The sequence below is a fragment of the Pseudoalteromonas sp. BSi20311 genome (assembly GCF_000239875.1).
Classification (GTDB): Bacteria; Pseudomonadota; Gammaproteobacteria; order Enterobacterales; family Alteromonadaceae; genus Pseudoalteromonas.
In genome coordinates this window covers 20,928-42,206 of the sequence record NZ_BADU01000134.1, presented here as the reverse complement: position 1 = coordinate 42,206, position 21,279 = coordinate 20,928, and the positions used below count along the sequence as shown (strand labels likewise).

The 21,279-nt window shown below is 36.4% G+C and carries 20 protein-coding genes; 3 read left to right on the top strand and 17 right to left on the bottom strand.

All coding sequences use genetic code 11. The features are described from left to right. Nucleotides 1–2 precede the first annotated feature (2 nt). The 3 genes from P20311_RS13990 (at nucleotide 3) to P20311_RS13980 (ending at nucleotide 4,564) form a co-directional block, all read left to right on the top strand. Nucleotides 3–1,304, top strand: a complete 1,302-nt coding sequence (locus P20311_RS13990) for a hypothetical protein (protein ID WP_008113991.1) — start codon at nucleotides 3–5, stop codon at nucleotides 1,302–1,304. A gap of 298 nt (nucleotides 1,305–1,602) precedes the next feature. Then, the gene (locus tag P20311_RS13985; protein ID WP_008113990.1) at nucleotides 1,603–2,757 is read left to right on the top strand and encodes a site-specific integrase; all 1,155 of its coding nucleotides are present in this window, start codon (nucleotides 1,603–1,605) and stop codon (nucleotides 2,755–2,757) included. Nucleotides 2,758–2,887: 130 nt separating this feature from the next. Beyond that, the gene (locus P20311_RS13980) at nucleotides 2,888–4,564 is read left to right on the top strand and encodes a hypothetical protein (protein WP_008113986.1); all 1,677 of its coding nucleotides are present in this window, start codon (nucleotides 2,888–2,890) and stop codon (nucleotides 4,562–4,564) included. 162 nt (nucleotides 4,565–4,726) lie between these two features. Here P20311_RS13980 and galU read toward each other — a convergent pair whose 3' ends face one another. The 17 genes from galU to P20311_RS13895 all read right to left on the bottom strand — a co-directional run bounded on the left by galU (nucleotide 4,727) and on the right by P20311_RS13895 (nucleotide 21,269). Beyond that, nucleotides 4,727–5,608: a UTP--glucose-1-phosphate uridylyltransferase GalU gene (gene galU / locus P20311_RS13975; protein WP_008113984.1), complete on the bottom strand. Its 882-nt coding sequence runs from the start codon at nucleotides 5,606–5,608 to the stop codon at nucleotides 4,727–4,729. Nucleotides 5,609–5,838: 230 nt separating this feature from the next. After that, nucleotides 5,839–7,005 carry a nucleotide sugar dehydrogenase gene (locus P20311_RS13970; protein ID WP_008113982.1) on the bottom strand — a complete coding sequence of 389 codons (1,167 nt, stop codon included), beginning with the start codon at nucleotides 7,003–7,005 and terminating at the stop codon, nucleotides 5,839–5,841. A gap of 383 nt (nucleotides 7,006–7,388) precedes the next feature. Then, nucleotides 7,389–8,591, bottom strand: coding sequence for an O-antigen ligase (locus tag P20311_RS13965; RefSeq protein WP_008113979.1), 1,203 nt, complete (start codon nucleotides 8,589–8,591; stop codon nucleotides 7,389–7,391). Continuing rightward, nucleotides 8,592–8,981 carry an acyltransferase gene (locus P20311_RS13960; RefSeq protein WP_008113977.1) on the bottom strand — a complete coding sequence of 130 codons (390 nt, stop codon included), beginning with the start codon at nucleotides 8,979–8,981 and terminating at the stop codon, nucleotides 8,592–8,594. A gap of 92 nt (nucleotides 8,982–9,073) precedes the next feature. Further along, entirely contained in the window at nucleotides 9,074–10,303 is a 1,230-nt protein-coding gene (locus tag P20311_RS13955) for a lipopolysaccharide biosynthesis protein (protein ID WP_008113975.1), read from the bottom strand. A gap of 1 nt (nucleotide 10,304) precedes the next feature. Beyond that, nucleotides 10,305–11,264 carry a hypothetical protein gene (locus P20311_RS13950; RefSeq protein WP_008113973.1) on the bottom strand — a complete coding sequence of 320 codons (960 nt, stop codon included), beginning with the start codon at nucleotides 11,262–11,264 and terminating at the stop codon, nucleotides 10,305–10,307. After that, nucleotides 11,257–12,195, bottom strand: coding sequence for a Gfo/Idh/MocA family oxidoreductase (locus P20311_RS13945; RefSeq protein WP_008113970.1), 939 nt, complete (start codon nucleotides 12,193–12,195; stop codon nucleotides 11,257–11,259). The genes P20311_RS13950 and P20311_RS13945 overlap by 8 nt, the downstream gene beginning before the upstream one ends. A 12-nt stretch (nucleotides 12,196–12,207) precedes the next feature. Beyond that, nucleotides 12,208–13,170: a Gfo/Idh/MocA family oxidoreductase gene (locus P20311_RS13940; RefSeq protein WP_036985221.1), complete on the bottom strand. Its 963-nt coding sequence runs from the start codon at nucleotides 13,168–13,170 to the stop codon at nucleotides 12,208–12,210. Next, the gene (locus P20311_RS13935; RefSeq protein ID WP_008113965.1) at nucleotides 13,163–13,870 is read right to left on the bottom strand and encodes a cytidylyltransferase domain-containing protein; all 708 of its coding nucleotides are present in this window, start codon (nucleotides 13,868–13,870) and stop codon (nucleotides 13,163–13,165) included. The genes P20311_RS13940 and P20311_RS13935 overlap by 8 nt, the downstream gene beginning before the upstream one ends. Next, the gene (locus P20311_RS13930; protein ID WP_008113963.1) at nucleotides 13,870–14,928 is read right to left on the bottom strand and encodes a nucleotidyltransferase family protein; all 1,059 of its coding nucleotides are present in this window, start codon (nucleotides 14,926–14,928) and stop codon (nucleotides 13,870–13,872) included. The genes P20311_RS13935 and P20311_RS13930 overlap by 1 nt, the downstream gene beginning before the upstream one ends. Further along, nucleotides 14,925–15,575, bottom strand: coding sequence for a NeuD/PglB/VioB family sugar acetyltransferase (locus P20311_RS13925; protein WP_036985219.1), 651 nt, complete (start codon nucleotides 15,573–15,575; stop codon nucleotides 14,925–14,927). Before P20311_RS13925 ends, P20311_RS13930 begins: the two co-directional genes overlap by 4 nt. Beyond that, nucleotides 15,565–16,641, bottom strand: coding sequence for an N-acetylneuraminate synthase (gene neuB, locus P20311_RS13920; protein WP_008113960.1), 1,077 nt, complete (start codon nucleotides 16,639–16,641; stop codon nucleotides 15,565–15,567). The genes P20311_RS13925 and neuB overlap by 11 nt, the downstream gene beginning before the upstream one ends. Then, nucleotides 16,638–17,315 carry a PIG-L deacetylase family protein gene (locus P20311_RS13915; protein WP_008113959.1) on the bottom strand — a complete coding sequence of 226 codons (678 nt, stop codon included), beginning with the start codon at nucleotides 17,313–17,315 and terminating at the stop codon, nucleotides 16,638–16,640. Before P20311_RS13915 ends, neuB begins: the two co-directional genes overlap by 4 nt. Then, nucleotides 17,308–18,459 carry a UDP-N-acetylglucosamine 2-epimerase gene (gene neuC / locus P20311_RS13910; protein WP_008113958.1) on the bottom strand — a complete coding sequence of 384 codons (1,152 nt, stop codon included), beginning with the start codon at nucleotides 18,457–18,459 and terminating at the stop codon, nucleotides 17,308–17,310. The genes P20311_RS13915 and neuC overlap by 8 nt, the downstream gene beginning before the upstream one ends. Then, the gene (locus tag P20311_RS13905; RefSeq protein WP_008113955.1) at nucleotides 18,459–19,286 is read right to left on the bottom strand and encodes a GNAT family N-acetyltransferase; all 828 of its coding nucleotides are present in this window, start codon (nucleotides 19,284–19,286) and stop codon (nucleotides 18,459–18,461) included. The genes neuC and P20311_RS13905 overlap by 1 nt, the downstream gene beginning before the upstream one ends. Beyond that, nucleotides 19,276–20,121: a 3-hydroxyacyl-CoA dehydrogenase family protein gene (locus P20311_RS13900; RefSeq protein WP_008113954.1), complete on the bottom strand. Its 846-nt coding sequence runs from the start codon at nucleotides 20,119–20,121 to the stop codon at nucleotides 19,276–19,278. The genes P20311_RS13905 and P20311_RS13900 overlap by 11 nt, the downstream gene beginning before the upstream one ends. Then, complete coding sequence (locus tag P20311_RS13895; RefSeq protein WP_008113952.1) at nucleotides 20,121–21,269, bottom strand: LegC family aminotransferase; 1,149 nt, start codon at nucleotides 21,267–21,269, stop codon at nucleotides 20,121–20,123. The genes P20311_RS13900 and P20311_RS13895 overlap by 1 nt, the downstream gene beginning before the upstream one ends. Nucleotides 21,270–21,279: the final 10 nt, after the last annotated feature.

Genomic DNA, 21,279 nt, shown 5'->3' with positions numbered 1-21,279 from the left:
TCATGGACGCTTACTTTACAGACAAAGAAATACGTAAGTTAAAAGGATTCACTAAATCCATATCTAGTTCAAAAAATAAGAACAAATGTAAAAATGTGACAGGTGTCATTGATAAAAAGACAAAACAACTAACCCTTATAGCAGGGGAAGAACCGTACTGGTATACATGTAACTTAAACCTTAACAAAACCTCAGGGCAGCTCAAAAATTGTTCTTTTTCCGTCAATGCCGAATTTTTGACTCAGCTGCCTTTATATTTCTCAAAAAGCCCAGTTTTATCTATTACGCAAGAAAAGGGGCTCATTAAATTAGGTGTTACTGATCATACTATTAAGTCAAGTAAAAACCATCCACAGCTCCCCGGCTTTAAAAGCTATAAATGCACTGAGGGCCAAGAAACTCATTTAAAATACCTAGATGATCATCAAAAAATTGAAGGGGATCCAATATCAAAGGCTACTTTTGAAATGGTTGTTTTTTTAGCAAGTAAATATGACAGCTTTGACTTTATTGAATTTGACCCAGTAAATAAAGCTATTTTTATTCAAAAAAACGGTCATGTGTCACAGGTAACAGTAGATGAAAACATTAAATTAACAGTCCCTTTAATATTAAATGAATTAGCGGTAGAGGACATAAAACAGATGCTCGACCAAAACACAGACCGATGCATTCACTTTTTACAGCGAGGTAATGATCTCCTTTTGCAAGGCTCTGATATATCTATCACATGCCCGTTAGCGGGTATTGAGGAGTTTAGAAAGAAAAAGAGAATGCTAGCAGATGTCATTATTAAAGGAAAAATAGACTTTTTCGCATTGAATATGGAAGTGCTAAATTGTAAAAAATCCTATAAATCAATAAATTCTGGACACTTATACATTAGTGAAAGCCTAGTATCTATCAACAATATAGGTGACGATGGGGACCTAAATAACGAAGGAGAGAATTTCACACGACCTTTAACTATTTTTAGTATTGATAAGATTGAAAAAGCAAAGGAGTACGTATTTCGCTTTACAGTAAAAGACTTTAAAGATCTAAAACTTAAAAGTACAAAAGAAATAGAAGAAATGTTATTTCAGGTCACTGAAAACCAGGTTGGACAACTACTTCTAGAGATTTTTAAATGTTCAAAAAGTACTGTGCCACTCAGTGTACTTTCTGTTGAAAGGGATGACAGTCGGCTTAAAGAAGTTTTAGCGTTACACAAGGATTATAAGCCATCACAACTTGAGCAACCATCCGATACAGATAAAAATCAACACAAACCGCAAGGAGCACAAGGGGAGCTTGATGTTTGATCCCGAGTGGGTAGAGGATAAAGAGGAGGAATATTAAAAAACAACAAAACACTGGACAAATAGACAGCACTTGCTATATTTTAATAATGAAATTCTAATCAGTTGCGCGATTTCGTACTTAGTGTATGGTATTGGTGTAACTGAAGATAAATAAGCAGTTGGGGTAAAGAGGCGGCAACCTCCCTACCCCGTACCGGCTGCACCCTTTTAACGTGACCCAGCCGATGATCCAATTCTAACGAATTCCATCGGTGAGGGATAGATCTATTTATAGATCCATTAACTGATGGAGGCCTTTATGGCTCACATTCGCATTCGCCCCAATGGGCGTATTCAATTTGATTTACACATTTATGGGCAGCGCTTTCGTGAAGGCACTAAGCTCATGGCAACCCCTGTTAATATTAAAAAAGCCAATGCAACGCTTAAAAAAATCAATGCTGAAATTGATTTAGAAACTTTTCAATACCGTGATTATTTCCCTGAAAGTAAAAAGGTCGCTAAGTTTGAAGCCTTGCAGCGCGCTAAAGATCCCGATCGCCTTTATCCGTTTTTTAACGATTACGCGAATGAATGGTTCGATCGCCAAAAAGCAAAATGGAAAAGCAGCTATCAAAGCGTGGTGCGTAATACCCTCGACCGTTACCTTATTCCTGAGTTTGGCAATATATTAGTTAATGAGATCAAGTTGGCTAATGTGGACTATTTTCGCGAAAGCTTAATGATATGCGATACCAAAGGGGCCCGTAAACTCTCTAATAAACGCATTAACGGTATTTTATGGCCGTTTGTGGCTATTTTAAGTTTAGCCGCCGAAGAGCATGACTTTACTTACCCATTACGCCGCTATAAAACCTTAAAAGAAGAGCGCGCTAATTCACTGCCACTAACCGCAGATGAAGTACAACGCTTTTTAGAATGTACCCCTACACAATGGCGTGATTATTTTACCGTGCGTTTTTGGACCGGTATGCGTAGCTGTGAAATACATGGCCTGCGCTGGGAAGATATCGACTTTAATCATCGCCTTATTCGTATTCGTCACAATTGGGTTAATGGTGAATTGGGGGATGTAAAAACACCTAAGTCGCGCCGCGACTTAAAAATGTGTAATACACTCTTTTCGCTATTTAAACGCTTACAAAAACAAACAACCAGTGAATTTGTATTTACTCACAAAGGCAAACCGCTTGATACCCACTTTGTAAGCACTCAACTGTGGTACCCCACACTTAATAAAGCGGGTCTTGCACGCCGCCGCCCTTACGAAACACGCCATACCGCTGCTGTACTGCATATCGCAGCGCATGAAAACCCGCTGTACATTTCGCACATGCTGGGCCACAGCGACACACGTTTATTGTTTGACGTATACGCACCCTATGTTGCCAATGCGTCAAGACAAGATGGCTTTGCGTTTAATGAAATGATGATTGAACGCGGGATTGCATAAAGCACACACAGGTAATGGCTATGCGTTTGATTGCTTAACGCCAAACAAGCGCATGCCACACCTATACCATTTAATACTAATACCGCGCTTATGCGCATTTAATTTACTACTAACCTAAAAGAGGTTACTTATGATTTGCAAACAATGCCCAGGTAATACGTTGGCGTACCCATCAACTAAAGAGTTTGAGATAGATTTAGAAGTAGCTCAAACTGCGTTTGCTAAGCTAATGGATATGCCATTAAAGCAGCTCAACAAAAGCCAATGGTATGATGAATTTAGTAACAGGATGATGTTTCAACCTATTATTGGTTTGTTTAAACAGTACGAGTGCACCATTCCTCACTCTGCCTCTAGCCATAAGCGGGCGTGTCAAAAACACATTACACAATTTTTAGGGTATACCAAAAAGCCATCAAAACCGCGTCGGCGAATGTTGAGCTATTTATCTCAGTATATTACTAAAGAGGGCAATATTACGCTGTGCCCTTGTGCCTTAATAGCGCAAAAAACAAACCATGCAGTGCAGCTTCAAACAACGTTACAGCATAAATTAGATAACATACTTGATAATAGAAGAGTCGCAGATCAAAACTTATTATCGTTAACTGTTGAAGTGAATTATGTTCACTCAAAACGCGATTATCGCTATACCTTAATCGCTGAATTTTCAGAGGCAAGAAATAAAATTGAAAAGCGCATAGCCGAAACATCCACTAAGTTACTCAAATATGCAAAAAATATACAGGCGGTGTCTTATGATCTTGAAGACATGAACACACCTCAAAAAATTAAAACATTTAAAGCAAGCGTGAAAAAAGAGCTACAAAGATTTAGTGATGCAGCGCATGTAACTGATATTAAAGTATACACATCTGATTATGTTCCTGAGTATCAACGCCCAGACTTTAAAAACTATATTAAACAAAAAGATAAGTACATCATTGATATTGTTATTGCCGATTACTTTATAGCACGCACAACATTGTCTTCACTTAGAAAAAGACAAGACGGTGCAAAGGTGTGTGACATGATAAGCAGTGATGCAAAAATTATTAACGACTTATACCGAATTTCAAATAAGTTTAAAATATACCCTATATGGTCGGTACAGGTAGAACGGGGTGAAAAAGAAAGCACAGGTAAGCAGCGCATTCATGCTCACATTACATACACAAATGGTGAAACTGACTACGTGAGGAATTTTTCAAACTACCCGGGGGTCGACCAGCCTATATTATTACTACCAACTGGTGATAAGAAAATAAAAAGCGTGCCGGCTTATGGCCCTTTTTCGCATACCCATATTATTTTTTATGTATGGAGCGGTATTATTCAAACCGAAGATACTAGGGAGGTTATTTATAAATTTGGCATAAGTCGTTTTAATTGGGCCGATAAGCAAACATATACAGTCGATGAGTGTGTGCAGTCGGTCATGAACCGACAATTAAACTACTGTCGCTCACATAATCTTGTTGCTAATGAGGTTAACATTGAGCTTATTTCAACCCCTATCCCGTTTAGCGGTAATTGGGGGGATAGCGCATTAGGCCAATTAGAATATTGGCTTAAAAAGCCTGAAAACAATCCGCTATTAATACGCAATGATATGTCGGACGACTATAACGTGACGAGCACCAATTCAACAGAGTTCATGTGTGACGATAGGCTTAGGCAGCTGTTTGTTATTCCGTTTATTAAAAATTACGCCAACACAATACAGAGTGACCAGCCTATTGCGTTTATTGATTTAGATAGCGGTGAGTGTGGAAGTTACACTGTTCCTCGTGGCAACGACGATTAATGTTAAATGGCTATTTGGCGAGGTTTAATTTAGGCAAGTGAATATCATATCAGCCCGTTAAGTGGCGGGCTGATATGATTTATACGTTATAGTTTTTAGTAGTTAAACGAGTGTTTTTTTGAACTACAAAGAATGACTGCAATTATTTTTTTACAGCCAATCCTAATTTACAAGCGATTTTAAATGTTCAGTAAACTCATCACCTAAACTTTCATCGCGCATACCGTACTCAACAATCGCTTTTAAGTAACCTAGCTTATCGCCACAGTCGTGCGAGCGACCACTCATATGAAAGGCTTCCACCGTTTCTTGTTTCATTAGCTCATCAATTGAATCAGTTAACTGTATTTCGCCGCCTGCGCCAACCGGTGTTTTAGCAAGTAGTGGCCAAATAGTTTTACTCAGTACGTAGCGCCCTACCACCGCTAGGTTAGAGGGGGCTTTGTCTGCATCCGGTTTTTCAACCATGGTTTTAATAGCTGCACTATTGCCAGGAGTGAGCTGCACACCATCGATATCAGCAATACCATATTTACTTACATCTTCTTGCGCTACAGGCTCCAACATAATTTGGCTTGCACGTGTCTCGCTAAAGCGCTTTAACATCGCTGCAAGATTCTCTGTCTTTTGGTCTGCCGTATATGCATCTAGTATTACATCAGGCAATAAAACAATAAAATCATCGTCGCCCACAATGGGCTTTGCACACAATACAGCATGGCCTAAACCTTTAGCTTCACCTTGGCGAACATGCATAATAGTAACATCTGCTGGGCAAATAGATCGTACTTCATCAAGTAAAACACGCTTAACACGCTTCTCAAGCGTAGCTTCAAGCTCAAAGCTGGTATCAAAATGGTTTTCAATCGCATTTTTAGAGCTATGCGTTACTAATACAATTTCTTTTATGCCCGCAGCAACACACTCATTTACTATGTATTGTATTAATGGTTTATCAACCAATGGTAGCATTTCTTTAGGAATGGCTTTGGTCATAGGTAACATACGCGTGCCTAAACCGGCAACAGGGATAACAGCTTTCACAGATAGTCCTTTAGTTTATTCGTCAAGTGTTTTTACAAATTAACAGCTAAGCAATATATCTAAGCTGAATATTTTTAATCTTTTTTAAAGTGCTGTGTAATATAAAGTACTCTCTACACAAACAAAAAACACCGAGTTCAGATTGAACTCGGTGTTTTGAATGCTCTAGGCTCTAATGCTTGCTCATATTCATCTAGCCTTTACCCGATACCCTAAGCCTTAAATATTTATCAATCACTGCCGAATAAGTCGCGTGTATATACTTTATCTGCAATATCACTAAGCTCTTCAACCATACGGTTTGATACAACTACATCTGAAATTTGTTTAAACTCATTTAAGTTTTTAATTACACGTGAATGATAAAACTCACTCTCCTCAAGTACGGGTTCATAAACTACAACTTCAATCCCTTTAGCTTTTATACGCTTCATTATGCCTTGAATAGATGAGGCTCTAAAGTTATCAGATCCAGACTTCATCACTAATCGGTATATGCCCACAACTTTAGGGTTGCGTTTTAGAATAGAGGCTGCAATGAAGTCTTTACGCGTGGTATTAGCATCAACAATTGCACCAATAATATTATTAGGTACATCAGCATAGTTGGCACGGAGCTGTTTCGTGTCTTTTGGTAGGCAGTATCCGCCATAGCCAAACGAAGGATTATTATAGTGGCTACCTATACGAGGGTCTAAACTAACACCTTGTATAATTTGCTTGCTATTTAAACCATGTGTTTCAGCATAACTATCTAGCTCATTAAAGTAAGCTACACGCATTGCTAAGTAGGTGTTTGAGAATAATTTAATTGCCTCAGCTTCTGTGGAGTCGGTAAATAGCACCTCAATGCCTTGCTTTACCGCACCTTGCTTAAGTAAGTTAGCAAACACTTCGGCGCGCTCACTTTGTTCACCCACTACAATACGCGATGGATATAAATTATCGTAAAGTGCTTTACCTTCACGTAAAAATTCAGGCGAAAATAATAAGTTGCTAATGCCTAACTCATCTTTAATACGCAAGGTAAACCCTACCGGGATCGTCGACTTTATCACTAAAACTGCATTTGGGTTATGTACTATTGCTTCTTTTATAACCGCTTCAACCGAGCTGGTATTAAAAAAGTTTGTTTCTGCATCGTAATCTGTTGGCGTTGCAATAATCACAAAGTCGGCATTAGCGTAAGCCGCCGCTTTATTTGTTGTGGCTGTAAAATTTAAATCATTACGCGCTAAAAATTCACTAATTTCGGTATCAACAATAGGCGACTGTTTATTATTTAATAACGCTATTTTTTGCTCGTCAATATCCAGAGCAACCACTTCATTGTGTTGCGCTAATAACATAGCGTTAGACAGGCCAACATACCCTGTGCCTACAATTGCAATTTTCATTATTTATACCTTATTAATTTAACTAAATACATGTTGCTTACCTTCGCCTAGCGGTTCGCTATTATTCGCCACACCACTTATATGCCGTACAACGAAAATTTCAAACCATTCCTGCCGAGGCCTGTTACCCTTCTCAAGATTAAATTTGCCTAATATTCTATCACAAAGCGATATTTATAAATCTAGAGGGCTCGATAACTGCTCCTTGTTATCCACCTAAATTGCCCCATGTAGTAATAAGTAAAAAAAGAGCAAAGTTTGAATGTCATTCTCCCAGTTTTTACCTACATCCATTTGCCAATAAAGAAATTAATCGACCAAATAAGTGCTTTCGTGCAGCGCTTGTTTAACATTTAAGAATAGTTACCGGTAATAGCGCATCGTTACTTTTTATTAACATACACTTCAGCCAGTCGGCTATAAAATACCAGCGCGAACAAATTCAGAATCATTAACTCAACATAAACCATCATGTTAGCCATTGAAATAAGAAGCAAACCGCCTATATGGCTTAATAAGATTAATTTTATATAAGTAGGCATTTTACTAACAGCAACTTTTAACACCAGCATAATCCAGCATAATATAAACAGCAGCACTGCAAGCACGCCCCCTTCAAAAAACACTTCTAAAAAGGAGTTATGCGAGCTTTGCAAATCTCGACCATGGAAACCCACTAAATACTCACGTACTTGTGCTAAGCCAAATCCAAAAAATGGCTGCTCACTAATTAAATGAAGTATATATGCAAAAAGGTCCGAGCGACCACTACCACTGCTAACCCTATCGACTCTCGCATTAATTATTTTCTGAAACCACTCCAATTGAAAATAGGCAGTGGCAAGTAGCGCCATAGCTACAGAGAAGAAAATAATTAAACTCAGTAAATATTTAACTTTTCTTAAACTAAGAATAGCTACAAGTAATGTATAAGCTGCATAGCCAGTTACTGAAATTGTTAATAGTAAGCATAAGGCTGAACATAGCATAATAATTGAACTTATTTTTTTATTAAGCATACTTGCGCTAACTAAATAGCCCACATTCAAAAGTAACAGTAATAGCACAAAGTTATTAGGGCTATCTGCTCCACCTCTTAGCCTAGGAAGTACTCCTTCCATGTATAAGCCAAATAGTTTTCTATCGCCATCTAGTTCCATGCCAAATAGCAACAACCCAGCAAGCCCCATACAGTAGTAAACTAGGCTAAAACCTAAATACGCATAAGAGAATTTTTTAATAAAAGTATAAAACGATTCTAATGTGATGTGCTTAGATGAAATAACTAAAATTAAGTAAGCAATAATTAATAGTGCAATTCCGATAAATCTAACTATTACTAAATTAAAATTTTTTGCTTGGTAAAAACTAAAAAGCATGTATAAAAAAAATAAAAAGGGTAATACAAGTAGGTTTGGTGAATAAACTTTAATTTTGGGGATAAAAAATAATACTGGTGAGATTAAAATCACCAGCAACATATATGGCTTTAATGGCGTGCCTATATTTACTAACCAAAATTGCTGGAAGAAGAAAGACACAAAAAAGATAAAAAATATCTTGTTAAGTAATTTACCTCTTACCATTTAGTGGAACTTCCCTTGCGCCTTTAATCGCTGGTAATGCTCTACATCTCTAGATGAAAAAACTCGACAAGGGTTCCCCCCTGCTATTGCATATTTAGGAATATCACTCACAATTACCGAGCCTGCCTGAATTATAGCCCCCTCTCCTATTACACAATTTGAAAGTACCGATACGTTCATCCCAAACCATACGTTATCTTGTATCGTTACTGTTTTATATGAATAGGTATTGTCGTAAGGAATACGTTTACCTTGGTAGTTATGAACTTGAGTGATAATAAAACAACCCGAACCACTGTGAAAGTTGTCGCCAATCGTCACGCTTCCATTACCATAAACCCTAAAGCCATTAAAGTTAACATTAGCCCCTAAATGCGTTTTTTTTGTCAACAGGGTGAAGCCGTTTACTCTAGGCGCTTCTTTATACGAACCTATTCTCGCTCTCGCTATAAGTTGATAAAAAAACCTCAGTAAACTTTTTATTATGAACATACTATTTCCGAATTAACTACACGTTTTAGCTCTCTGTAACCTACAAAATAGGCACTTAAAGTATATAAAAACCAAATTAAAATACAATTATATATCACGCCAGATATACCAAAAAAGTTATAGGCACTAATGCCAAAAACAATACTAATACCACCAAGAATAATCGTAATTTTAAAGAGCTTTTCAGATAAATTAAAATACATTAATACTGACGCTCCAAAAAAGTACGCTCCTTGAATAAGTGAAGCGAATGCTAGTATTCTCGCAAACTTGACAGCCCCTGCATATTCCTTAGGAAAAAACACATCTACAACATAGCTAATCAACCCCTGATATAAACCAAAAGCAATAACTAGAATGGCAAAGTATACTAAAAGGTATTGATAAAACACTTTCATTTTATCGCCCGTTACCTTCATTTTTGCATAGAAGTCGGGCGCTATATTTTGATTTACTATAGTAAAAAATAAGCTTAGTGCTGATGCTAGAGTTGCTGCAAGAGCATAAAGCGCGAATGTATTTTTGTCTATAACCCCAATTAAGATAAACCTATCCATAATGGTTATTAGGGCTGCCGCTAATGAATGTAGTGCTGCAAACAAACCAAACCTAAAAAATGTAACTTTTATAGGGTTTATTAAGGCAAACCTCAAAAGACCAGCATTATATAAAATCCCAAGACCAACACACGCAGCTATCAATAATATAACTGCCATTACCGCAATAAAGTCTACTCCAGAGAATCCATCGATCAGCTCACTGCACAATAAAGGTACTAAAAAAGATGCTGTTAAGGTGATTATTTGATAATAAGCAAATTTAGAGGTGTTCTTATGAACTCTAAAATAATGTGATGTAACCTGAAAAATACTTCTACCTGAAATTAATATGGGCAGGGCTAACAGAGCCCAAGAAATGTTAAAACTTATTATCGCAACTAGCGTGACAATAAAAGCAATCACACTTAAGAGCACATTTACGCTGAAGAACATTTGCAAAGAATCAGATGCATACACATCATTTTCTTCAGCCGCAGCCAATGAGTAACTAGCTGTTGTACCAAATATATAAACGCCTGACAAAACTGCACTCAAAGAGTACAAAAAAGAATAATCAGCAAAAGATACCATTGAAAGGCTTGCAGAAATATAAGGTAAAAATAAGAATGCAACACTAGATGATACTAGTGTAATTAAACTTAATGTAAAAAGCTTTTTCATTTCACGGTTCTAATTCATAGATATTAGAAAATGACGAAAAGTGGTCATAAATATAATTTAGTGATGTGGTATTAATTAGAGAGTTAGGTATTTTAAACGACGTAACTTGCGTAGTTGGTGAAATTACACTAGTAGTAAATAACGAAGCTGTAAAAAAACCGGCCACGACAGTCGGTTTGCTTTCAGTTAATACGAGCTCTAACTCAGACGGAAAATCAGGCTCATAAACTTTAAAGCCAATTGATTTATACCTGTTTAACCTAGCTCGCTCTTCCCCCCTGTGAGGGAGGTAGTATACGTCTTTTCCTCTATAAACATTTATAATTTGAGTTAATAATTTTTCGTATGATTTTTCACTAAGTATCTTTACCTCTATGTACTTAGCACCAAAAAAATAGATCTTTGATGAGTCATTATTGGCTGTCATTAAACTTTTTAAAAAGCTAAAATTATGTTTTTCGACAGTTACATTTCCCACATCAAATTTAGATAAATCTAGTGCAGTAAATAAATCCATAGTGTTAAGAGTGGAAAACACTCGCTGAATAAATCCTTTTTTTTCATTTTCAAGCCTATTTAAATAAGCTAATGTAGCAATTCCATCATCCATTAAAGTCATTGAAACTCTTAGTAAATGGAAAGGTTTTAAAAACCTACTTTTATGACAACCAACATATTTTTTAGCTGGCCTATTAAATAATAAAATACTCAAAAAAGTAGTTATAAACCCAATGAATGAGTAAACTCTTAAAACTTCTCCACTTGTAAATACTTGTTCACTTTTGCCCATATAAAAACTAAGTACTTTTTCTATTTGCTTATCATTTACTAAATCACCATTCAAGCGGATGAGTAACTTCCATTTATTTTGAAACTTATATATTGCCTCCATGGCATTTATTAACTGCCCAGGAGACTCCACATAAAAAACATTTAACCCACACTCTTGATACTTACTCATAACCTGCCATTTTATTATAAATACTACACATTTTACGCTGCTCATCTAATGAGCAAAGATTTGTTATATCCCCTTGTAAAAATGCACATAGCTGTTGGTATAACCCAGGTTTAAACTCTTTATCTAATGAGTCATCTATTTCGACACTTAGCTGAGGTATCGTTCCTCTTTTTTGTACTAATAACGATTCCATTGGCTTTAATATATACCTATTTTTATTAGTAAACACCTCAACGCTCCAACGACCGGCCGACTCCCAGTTAGCAGCATAGTTAAACAATGCTCCGGTTTCACTAATACCAGCCCCAGAAAAGACTGAAGATGCAGGGTGCCAATTTAACCCACCAGAAACAAAGCTAGCCATTTCCTTAGGTTGTCCTCCTAAATAAAAACCAAGATCAGCTACATGGGTAGAATTAGCTAAAAACCATTTACTAAATACATCTTTGGGCTTATCTAATTTTTCAATAACATGTGCCCACTCTGTTAGCTCAAAGTTAAACGATGTTACACCGCCTTCACTTTTCAATCTTTCTTTTAACGCTATAACTGAAGCAAAAAATCGCCTGTTGTAAGCAATAAAGACATCGCAAGCAACTTTAATACTCTGCTCATGTAAAGAGTTTAGCTCTTCTGATGTTACTCCGCCTGGCTTCTCAACTAATATGTGTTTTATGCCGTGTTGCATTAGCTTTTTAGTAGTTGCATATAACTGCGCAACACCTACACTAACTATTGCAGCTTCAGGGCATGCAGGGGCTGTTTCTAAAAACCCTTCAAGTCCGCCTTGAATAACCTCTTTACCTGTTTTGTTGGTAAACTCTTCTGCAGATACTTTACCACGGCCAATAACGAGATAATCGCGATTTTGAGCATCTAAAACTTTTGCATACTCAATAGACATAGGGCCTGAGCCAACTAACCAAATCATTTTGTTATCCTTTTATGTTATTGGACACGCTAATAAGCTTTTATTTAGCACGTTATTTATATGTCTAAGATATAGTTCAATCATAGGGGTATGTAGTTGACATGACTCTTTAAAAGGCGTTAATGATGAAGTCTCGGTATTTAGTATCTCATCAATATTTAAACCCGTTAACTCACTTTGATACTTCACCTCGTGCTTAAATTTTTGCTCCAATGAAGTACCTGTCGCATTAATAATACCTTCAATTTCATCAACTTTTATCGTGTTAGAATTCGATAAAACAGATACTTGTATTGCTACTTCATCAGTCGCTGTACACTCAAGCTCTAAGGAATGCTTGCCAATCATAAACTTTACTTTACCTGTTAACTCGTAAAAACCAGATCTTTTACTTTCTAATAACTCTGCATTTAAATTACTCTCAGTTGCTTGTAAATTTGATTCACTACATAGATAAGAAAACAAATCGATGAAATGAATGCTATTACATGCCATTCCCCAGCCACTGCCAGAAACTTTCATAGAAAGTGGTTCGTCGGCATTTAACAGTTCTTTGATTTGCTGGTAAGAGGGGGAAAGCCTTCGAGGGCAATTAACCCAAGAAATTACGTTATGTTTTTTAAGCAATGCTGCAACTTCTGTATATTCATGCAGCGCTTGGAACAGTACCTTTTCAAAAATAATATAACAAACTTTATTTTCGGCAAGTAAGCTGGCTGTAACCTTTGCTCTCACAGGTGCAGAGGTTGCAATAATACATACATCGAAAGACTCTTTGCTTGGTAGGCTTTGAATATATTGTACTTTACTTTTTGAGTTTACTATTGTGATCTGTTCAGCTCTTTCTTTTGCAACATTTAAAGATTCGCTTGATGGATCCACAACCGTAATACTAAGTTGTAAGGTACTCTGCAAAGCACCTTGCAAATGCCTACTTCCTAACTGCCCAGCTCCAATAATAAGTATTTTATTCATATATTTTTTCTCGCAAAATGGTTTCAGCAATTATAAAGTCTAATTTTGTATCGATATCTACAGAGCTATGCCTATCCATCTTATAAGCTACGCTGTTGCCTGTCATAAAAACACCTTCTTTCAGAAACTGCTCGACTTTAGCTAAATAAATTGCACCATTTAATCGATAATATTGTGGTAGATCTTGACTGCGTATATTTTGAACATGTTTAGGAAGGAAATTCTTTAAAGATAATGAATCATCCAATGTGTTTGCCCATAGTGGAGAGTGCTCACATTCACAAACAGATATCACTGAATCAGCACTTTTAGTATTTAATAAATTTATCGCACCTTCTATATCATCTGATGAGCGCAAAGGCGATGTCGGCTGCAGTAATAGTACGTAATCAAAATATTCCCCTTTACCTTTAAAATATTCAAGTGCATGGTAAACCAAATCCAAACTACTACTTTTATCGGACGATATACTAGCAGGTCTTAAAAAAGGAACCTCTCCACCAGCCGTTCTAGCTATATTTGCGATTACCTCACAATCTGTACTTACAACTACTCGGGATATTGAGGGTATATTTTTCGCGGCCTCAATTGACCAATTAATCATTGGTTTACCTGCTAATGGTAAGATGTTTTTCCCTGGAAGGCGTTTACTGCCACCTCTAGCCGGTATAATCGCTAAAATGGTCTTTTTACTGTTCATTAAAGCACCCCAAGATCATGAATATCTATTTGTGCACGATTGAAGTCATCATGACGACCAACATCTAACCAGTATTCATGTATCGGAAACTTCAAAATCTTCTTGTTTTTTTCTTTCAAATTTTCGAATAATGTTGGCATATCTAAGTGCTCATTAATTGATAGAGACTCAATTACTTTATTTGAAATTACATATATGCCTGCATTTACAAAGTAACGATAAGTTGGTTTTTCAACTAATTTTGAAATATCATTACCTTCACCTTCAATAACTCCAAAAGGTACTTTAATCTCGTAGTCACGAACACACATCGTAGCACTGGATTGGTTTTTATTATGAAAATCAAGAACCTTCCTAAAGTCAACGTTTGTAAGGATATCTCCATTAATCATAATAAGAGGTAGCTTAGGAATTGACTTTGGGAGTAACGAAAGTGCGCCACCGGTACCTAAAGGGGAATCTTCATGTACATATGTTATTTCTACATCGTACTGACTACCATTACCAAAGTAATCCATGATTACTTCTGGTAAATAGTGAGTTGAAATATAAAACTTATAAAAACCATGACTTTTAAAATGATTAATTAACGTTTCTAACATTGGCTTCCCTCCCACTTTAAGCATAGGCTTTGGACACTTGTCTGTAAGCGGGCGCAATCGACTTCCAAAACCTCCTGCCATCAAAAATACAGGATTATCTCGCCTTTCAACCTCAAGTGTTTCATGTAAAGTTTTTACATTAACAAGTCGGCCATTATCATCAAGAATAGGTAGAAGCAAAATTTTCTTTTTTTGCATCATTCCCTTTAATGCCTCGTTAGACATAGAAGATATAGCAACCATTGGGGAAGTATTCATTACCTCAATCACAGATTCATCAAGTCCAATTCCGTTAATTAACCCTCGACGGATATCTCCATCGGTTACTAAGCCAATTAACTTATTACACTCTAAAACGACTAAAGCAGCATGTATCGCTTCTTTGTCTATTACTTTTAGCGCGTCTCGTATTTTGACATCTGGAGAAATCAAAATATTTTCAAAATTTATTGTCATAATCTACCTTCCAGCTTTATGCATGGTCTTGTTCCGTAAGCGATAGCTGAGTCTGGGAGTGTTTTTAAAATATTGGCACCAACACCTATTATTGCGTTTTTACCTATTTGAATACCATTTATAATTTTTGCACCAGTTCCAATATGAACAGATTCTTTCACGTGAACGTTTCCGCTCATTATAACACCGGGTGCAATGTGACAAAATGTGTCTATTTTACAATCATGATCAATGCTAGCTGAAGTATTTACTATAGTTCCAAAACCAATTTCACTTCCTATACATATTGTAGCATTTGCAAGAACTTGCGCTCCACGTGCAATGGTTGCATATACAGACACATTAGCTGAGCTTGCAATAACTGTAGCAAATTCATAAGATTTGCTTTTAAACTCTATATGGATCTTGGTCCTTAGTCCAGAATCAGGCATTGCACCTATGCCGTTTACAAGTTCAACTTCATCAGGGGCAAAGTCTAAGATAGAATTATCGTCTTTAAAATGCTTAATATCTTTAAATAATGCCTTGCTTGCTGTTATTTCGGGTGCGACAACAGCAATAATATCTCTTCCTTGTAGTAAAAGGATTTCCAGCAAAGCGGCGGCATGGCCTCCGCCACCAATCATTACAAGAGGTTTATTTTTCATCAATTAATTGACCAACGGAGTAATCTTTAGTGGCCGGGGTCTCTAATAATTTCCAAAAATTAATTGGTGCAATACCGCCCCCAGGTCGTTTTACTGAAATATGTTTTTCAGTCAATATGTCTCCTTGTTTAATTGCTTGTGCTGCAACTAAACTTTTACGCGCAACGACTTTGTTTTTGACTTCAGATGGCCGAGGCCCTTTAATACCATCACCCAATATATTTTCTACAATACGAATACCATCAACCATTTCTTTTAATTCAATTGGGTTGAGCGATGCTTTGTGATCTGGCCCAGGCAAAGCTTTATCTAAAGTAAAATGTTTTTCAATTAACACAGCACTTTTAGCCACAGCAGCAATAGGCACTACTATACCAGCACTATGATCTGAATAACCCACTTCTAACTTAAACGCATCTTTCAGTGTATCCATGGCATTTAAGTTTATATCATTAAATGGTGCTGGGTATTCGGTTGTACAATGTAGAAGCGTAACTTTGTCTTTAAGTAACTGTTTACCTTGCTCTGAAAAGTATGCTGTTTGTAGTGCTTCATCCGTAGGGTTACCTTTAGGATTTAAATAACCATAAGCAATCACTGATAACACTAGTTCTATTTCAGAAAGTGTTGCCATACCTGTTGATACGATTAGATCACAGCCGGTTCTAGCATGCTCAAGCACTAATGGTGCGTTTGTAATTTCACCGGAAGGCAGCTTAAGTCGGGTTAAACCTAAATCATCAACTAAAAATGAAAGACTTTCTGAGTCAAATGCGGTAGATAAAAACTCAATGTTTAAATCATTACAATATTTAACTAGTTTATGATGTGTTTCGTAACTCAATTCTAAGCGCTTTAACATTGAATACTGGGTCTCTTTTTGACCACTATTAGTAATTTGATACTCTGCCTGCTCGGCTTCTTCAGTTACTAAATTTTTAGCTTTAAAGGTTTGAAATTTAACTATATCGGCTCCAGCTTGATGCGCAGCGTCAATAAGTGAAAAAGCTAATTCGTCGCTGCCATTATGATTAACACCCGCTTCTGCAATGATTAATGTCTTCATATTACCTCCTTGATCAAAAAATAAGCCTCGGCTGCATTACAATTCGATTGCGCCCCTCTAACAAATGCTAAAGACTCTAAAGACTTTCGACTTCTAGGAAAAGGAAACTCACCTACTTCTGATTCAAATACTTCAAGAATATTCAATTTTTCTTGCAGAAAAGGCCCTATATCAATAAAAGTGTTTGGCCTAAAGCCACCATCTTCAGGCTTTAAGCCAAAATCTGTTTCAGAAATAGTCTCATATGCCAAAACTCTTTTAACAAAAGGGTAACGAAAAGATTTAGTACATGACATAACTGCATCATATACAATCTCGTGATCGCTATGCGCATCATTTCGATAAGTAGTAAAAACTTCATCTGGTTTTATTGCGTTAACAACTTTCGAAATAGCACCTATTAACTCTCCTTTACTTACCTTTTCAAGTGCTGCAGGTGGAAAATTAAGTTTATTTAGACTACTAAAACCATAAAGTTTGTTCACCTTATCAATTTCTTTATTTCTTATTGTTATTTGTTCAGTTGAAAAACCGAATTCTTCTTTCATCCCTGTAACTAGTAGCCAGTGGACTTCATGTCCTTCTTTTATATATCTCAATATTGTTCCACCGCAGCCTAATGTTTCATCGTCTGCATGTGGGGCCACTATTAAAATAGTTTTAAGGTTAATCACAAAGCGGATCCTCTTTTTTAGCAAGCATCTTTTTAAAATCTATTGTCTTGATCAATGAATATGCTTTATTTGCAGAAAAACCATCTCCATAAGGATTTACCATTTTTCTAATGTTTTCTTTAAATTCTTTGCTAGATACAGTATCCAATGCATTTTTTATCGAACATATTTGAGCTTTTACAAATACAACATTACAGCCACACGCACGACCAAACTGCCTCTCCCCTACATTTATACAAGGTATAGGAACGCTTGCAGCCTCTAAAAGCCCAGCAGATGAATTACCAATAATCAACGATGATGACTTGAACAAACTAACAAAGTCTTCTCTGCTTAAATTACCATAAACAGTAATGTTACTATTTTTATTTGCAAGTGTTTTTATTACATTTCGTATTTGATTATTGCCTGGGTCTGAATTAGGTAGGCCTACAAAGCAATGATAACCCTTTTCAATTACAGATATGATAGTATTCTCTACTATACTATGGGAATTAGTAATTTCACTTTCTATAGGGTGATAAATAAATATTGCGGCAGGCTTATTTATTTTCTTTTTAGCAACTTCATCAATAATATTACTTTTGGTTTCTACCAATCTAAACTTATCTAAGGCAATGCTACCAATATTAAAGATACGGTATTCAGGCTCTCTAAGCTGCAGCAATCTCTGTTTATGCTCTTCCGTAGATACAAAGTGGCACGTAGAGAGTTTAGAAACAGCATGCCGAATAGGATTATCTATATGCCCATCCGCAGCATGATCACCTCCGTATAGATGTAATGTAGGTATCCCTAAATATCCACCTAACAGAGCACCTATCATTACTTCTTCGCGGTCACCTGCATATATAATAAGGTCTGGAGAAAAGGATTTAACAATGTCGATCGATGACAGCAATAATAATGAAGCACTTTTCAAACGCCCTGAACCTGAGTTTGTATCAAGTAAGCTTTCAACCTCCAACAAAATTTCAAACCCATCATCTATAATATTTTTACAAGTGTAACCAAACGTCGGAGAATTGTGCGCGCCCCCTACTAATAATTTCAATTGAGTATCAGGATCATCTTTCAATTGAAAAAAAAGAGGCGACATTAAATCATATTCAGACCTAATTGAAGTAAGTGCTAAAATTTTCATTAAAATATATCCGACATTGACATCTGTACGAACAGTTTTGGTTCTTTATTAATGTTAAATAATCTATAACCAAATCTGTAGGGGAAAGAAATTTCTATATCTTCTTGCTCAAGCTCACTATTTATCTCTAACAACATATTTACTGGAGTATTTACTTTGCTTTTTTTAAAAGATTCAGCACAATTGACATGCATAAGATCATAGCCATTTTCAATTTCTTTTAAGCCAAAACCATTTTTATAACCCCATTCTTGATTCGGTTTTGATATACGCCAGTTCTTAACTACATCTGAATCTATATTTAAAGTGTAAAAATCTTCAGTCAAATGCTTATCAAGAAAAGAAGCCACACTCTCAAATTGTTCAGGCTTTAAACTTACAACTTTGTAATCTTCTGAAATTTTCCAACCGAGTCTTTTGACAAAACCGGGAGCTGAATTATCATTTGGAAAACCAAAAACTATTGTTGGTAAAAGTGATTTTTCTATTTTCATATAGACCCTTTCAGCTAACTTCTGAAAGAGTTTATGTCTACGGTAGTCAACAGCAACCATTGTTGTCATAGATAAATAGCCAGATAACTCAGATGAATCATTTTCTAAATTCATCGGCACTAGTGCATAATGACCTACAACTTTACCTTCCACCATAGCAATTGAAACTAAAGGCTGACCGAATGGATTATCTAAATATGCCCAATCCCAAAGTTCTTTGTCTAAAGGTCTATTAAATGATTCTTCAAAAAGAAGTGCAATCTTTGGGTAATAACCCAAAAGCTCTTTTTTATTATCTATATCAATAAACTCTATACCATCCTCAATAATCATAAAAACCTACCTTCGTTTTCCTACCTAGAAATCCAGCTCTTACATACTGCCGAAGTAGTGTATGTGCCCTATATTTAGGATCCCCCGTTTCTTTATGAAGAGACTCCATAATAGATAAGCAAACATCATTTCCAATTAAATCTGATAAAGCTAGTGGACCTATCGGGTGATTTGCGCCAAATTTCATTGCATTGTCAATGTCAACTTTGGTAGCAACACCTTCAGAGTAAATAGCAATTGCTTCATTTATCATAGGTATAAGCATTCGATTTACAACAAAACCAGGAGATTCATTCACTATCACAGGCTTCTTTTCTAACGTTTCTACTAACTTAATAACTTTATTCAGAGTCTCTTTCGAAGTAACCAGTCCTTTTATAACTTCAACTAGTAACATCACGGATGTAGGATTAAAAAAGTGTATTCCTATAAAGTTTTCGGGAACACTCACTTTCATAGCCAAGGCAGTTATTGATAATGATGAAGTATTTGTTGCAACTATAGCTGTATCAGGTATGTGTGCATTTAACTCAGAAAAAAGTTGCGACTTCACATCAAAATCTTCAGCTACTGCTTCTATATATAACTCGCAGTCACGAAGTTGACTAAATTCTGTTTCAAATGATATTTTTGAAAGAAGCGACTCTTCTTCATCAAGAGAAAGTTTATTTTTCCTTGCAAATCTACTAATTTCTTTTTTGATTTTAATATAACTAGTATCTAGCTTACTTTGGCTTCTTCCCCAGAGCAATATTCGACTCACATCTTGTGATAAACAAAATAAGGTCGCAATTCCGGTACCCATGACACCGGTTCCTAAAATACAAACCAACATTAATATCTCCTTTCTCTTGGACTACTTGGTATATTAACTAAATGGGCTTCAATAAACTCAGAGTGAGTTAAATCTCCATGTAGCGAATTTTTAAACATAGGTAATCTATGCATTAGTTGCCATATTGGCCTTGTCATAACTCCATCAGCATTAGTATGCTTGAGAAGCTTTTCTCGCTCACTATGATTTGGACAAATAATAGCGTTTAACCAATAGTTCGATTTCGCATAGGTGGGCTCTGTTACAAACTGAAAATCAGTTCCTTTAAAAAAATCTTGGTATAAATTTGCTAGTTGTCGTTTATTGTCGATAAACGCGCTAAGACTTTCCATTTGCGCGCAACCAAGGGCTGCGTTTAAATTAGGCATACGGTAATTAAAACCAGCTTCATCATGAAAAAACTCATACGGATGAGGAACCTTAGCCGTGGTGGTTATGTGCTTTGTTTGCTGCCCCGACACTAAAGTTTTACATAAAACCATACCACCACCACCAGTGGTGATAATTTTATTACCATTAAAGCTAATAGCACCAAAGTCACCTAATGTACCTGTGTGCTTACCTTTATAGAAAGAGCCGAGACTTTCTGCTGCATCTTCTACTAAAACAATCTGCCACTCATTACATACTCTAACTAACTCATCAAGCTCAACAGGATGGCCAAATGTATGCATTGGCACGACGGCCTGAAAGCGCTGTTTAGTGTGTTTATGCACTGGTCCAGTTTCGGTTAATACTGCATGTTGCTCTAAAAATGTTGCTAGCGCTTTAGGGCATAAACCCAAACTAGTTGGTGATACATCAACAAAAGCGGGTTCGGCCCCCATGTGATGTAATGCATTACATGTTGCAACAAAAGTAAGCGCTTGCGTAATAACGATGTCGTTATTTTTTACTCCTGCCATATACAATGCGGCATGCAATGCTGCGGTACCATTTACAGTAGCAACAGCTTTTGCTGTTCCGGTGTAAGTTTCAATATGCTTTTCAAAGTCATCTACAAACTTACCAACACTTGACACAAATGTACTACTGATAGTTTCGGCAACATATTGCTGTTCATTCCCTGAAAAAGTTGGCGCATGCAGAGGAATAAACTCGTTAGTTTGGTAGAGCTCTTTTACAAATGAAACAAGCTGTTTAGTCATGATATTTCTG

What these genes read in the sequence shown, in the direction of transcription:
- P20311_RS13990 (WP_008113991.1), top strand. Translation starts at nt 3, where the DNA reads ATGGACGCTTACTTTACAGACAAAGAAATACGTAAGTTAAAAGGATTC.
- P20311_RS13985 (WP_008113990.1), top strand. Translation starts at nt 1,603, where the DNA reads ATGGCTCACATTCGCATTCGCCCCAATGGGCGTATTCAATTTGATTTA.
- P20311_RS13980 (WP_008113986.1), top strand. Translation starts at nt 2,888, where the DNA reads ATGATTTGCAAACAATGCCCAGGTAATACGTTGGCGTACCCATCAACT.
- P20311_RS13970 (WP_008113982.1), bottom strand. Translation starts at nt 7,005, where the DNA reads ATGAAAATTGCAATTGTAGGCACAGGGTATGTTGGCCTGTCTAACGCT.
- P20311_RS13965 (WP_008113979.1), bottom strand. Translation starts at nt 8,591, where the DNA reads ATGGTAAGAGGTAAATTACTTAACAAGATATTTTTTATCTTTTTTGTG.
- P20311_RS13955 (WP_008113975.1), bottom strand. Translation starts at nt 10,303, where the DNA reads ATGAAAAAGCTTTTTACATTAAGTTTAATTACACTAGTATCATCTAGT.
- P20311_RS13950 (WP_008113973.1), bottom strand. Translation starts at nt 11,264, where the DNA reads ATGAGTAAGTATCAAGAGTGTGGGTTAAATGTTTTTTATGTGGAGTCT.
- P20311_RS13945 (WP_008113970.1), bottom strand. Translation starts at nt 12,195, where the DNA reads ATGATTTGGTTAGTTGGCTCAGGCCCTATGTCTATTGAGTATGCAAAA.
- P20311_RS13940 (WP_036985221.1), bottom strand. Translation starts at nt 13,170, where the DNA reads ATGAATAAAATACTTATTATTGGAGCTGGGCAGTTAGGAAGTAGGCAT.
- P20311_RS13935 (WP_008113965.1), bottom strand. Translation starts at nt 13,870, where the DNA reads ATGAACAGTAAAAAGACCATTTTAGCGATTATACCGGCTAGAGGTGGC.
- P20311_RS13930 (WP_008113963.1), bottom strand. Translation starts at nt 14,928, where the DNA reads ATGACAATAAATTTTGAAAATATTTTGATTTCTCCAGATGTCAAAATA.
- P20311_RS13925 (WP_036985219.1), bottom strand. Translation starts at nt 15,575, where the DNA reads ATGAAAAATAAACCTCTTGTAATGATTGGTGGCGGAGGCCATGCCGCC.
- neuB (WP_008113960.1), bottom strand. Translation starts at nt 16,641, where the DNA reads ATGAAGACATTAATCATTGCAGAAGCGGGTGTTAATCATAATGGCAGC.
- neuC (WP_008113958.1), bottom strand. Translation starts at nt 18,459, where the DNA reads ATGAAAATTTTAGCACTTACTTCAATTAGGTCTGAATATGATTTAATG.
- P20311_RS13905 (WP_008113955.1), bottom strand. Translation starts at nt 19,286, where the DNA reads ATGATTATTGAGGATGGTATAGAGTTTATTGATATAGATAATAAAAAA.
- P20311_RS13900 (WP_008113954.1), bottom strand. Translation starts at nt 20,121, where the DNA reads ATGTTGGTTTGTATTTTAGGAACCGGTGTCATGGGTACCGGAATTGCG.
- P20311_RS13895 (WP_008113952.1), bottom strand. Translation starts at nt 21,269, where the DNA reads ATGACTAAACAGCTTGTTTCATTTGTAAAAGAGCTCTACCAAACTAAC.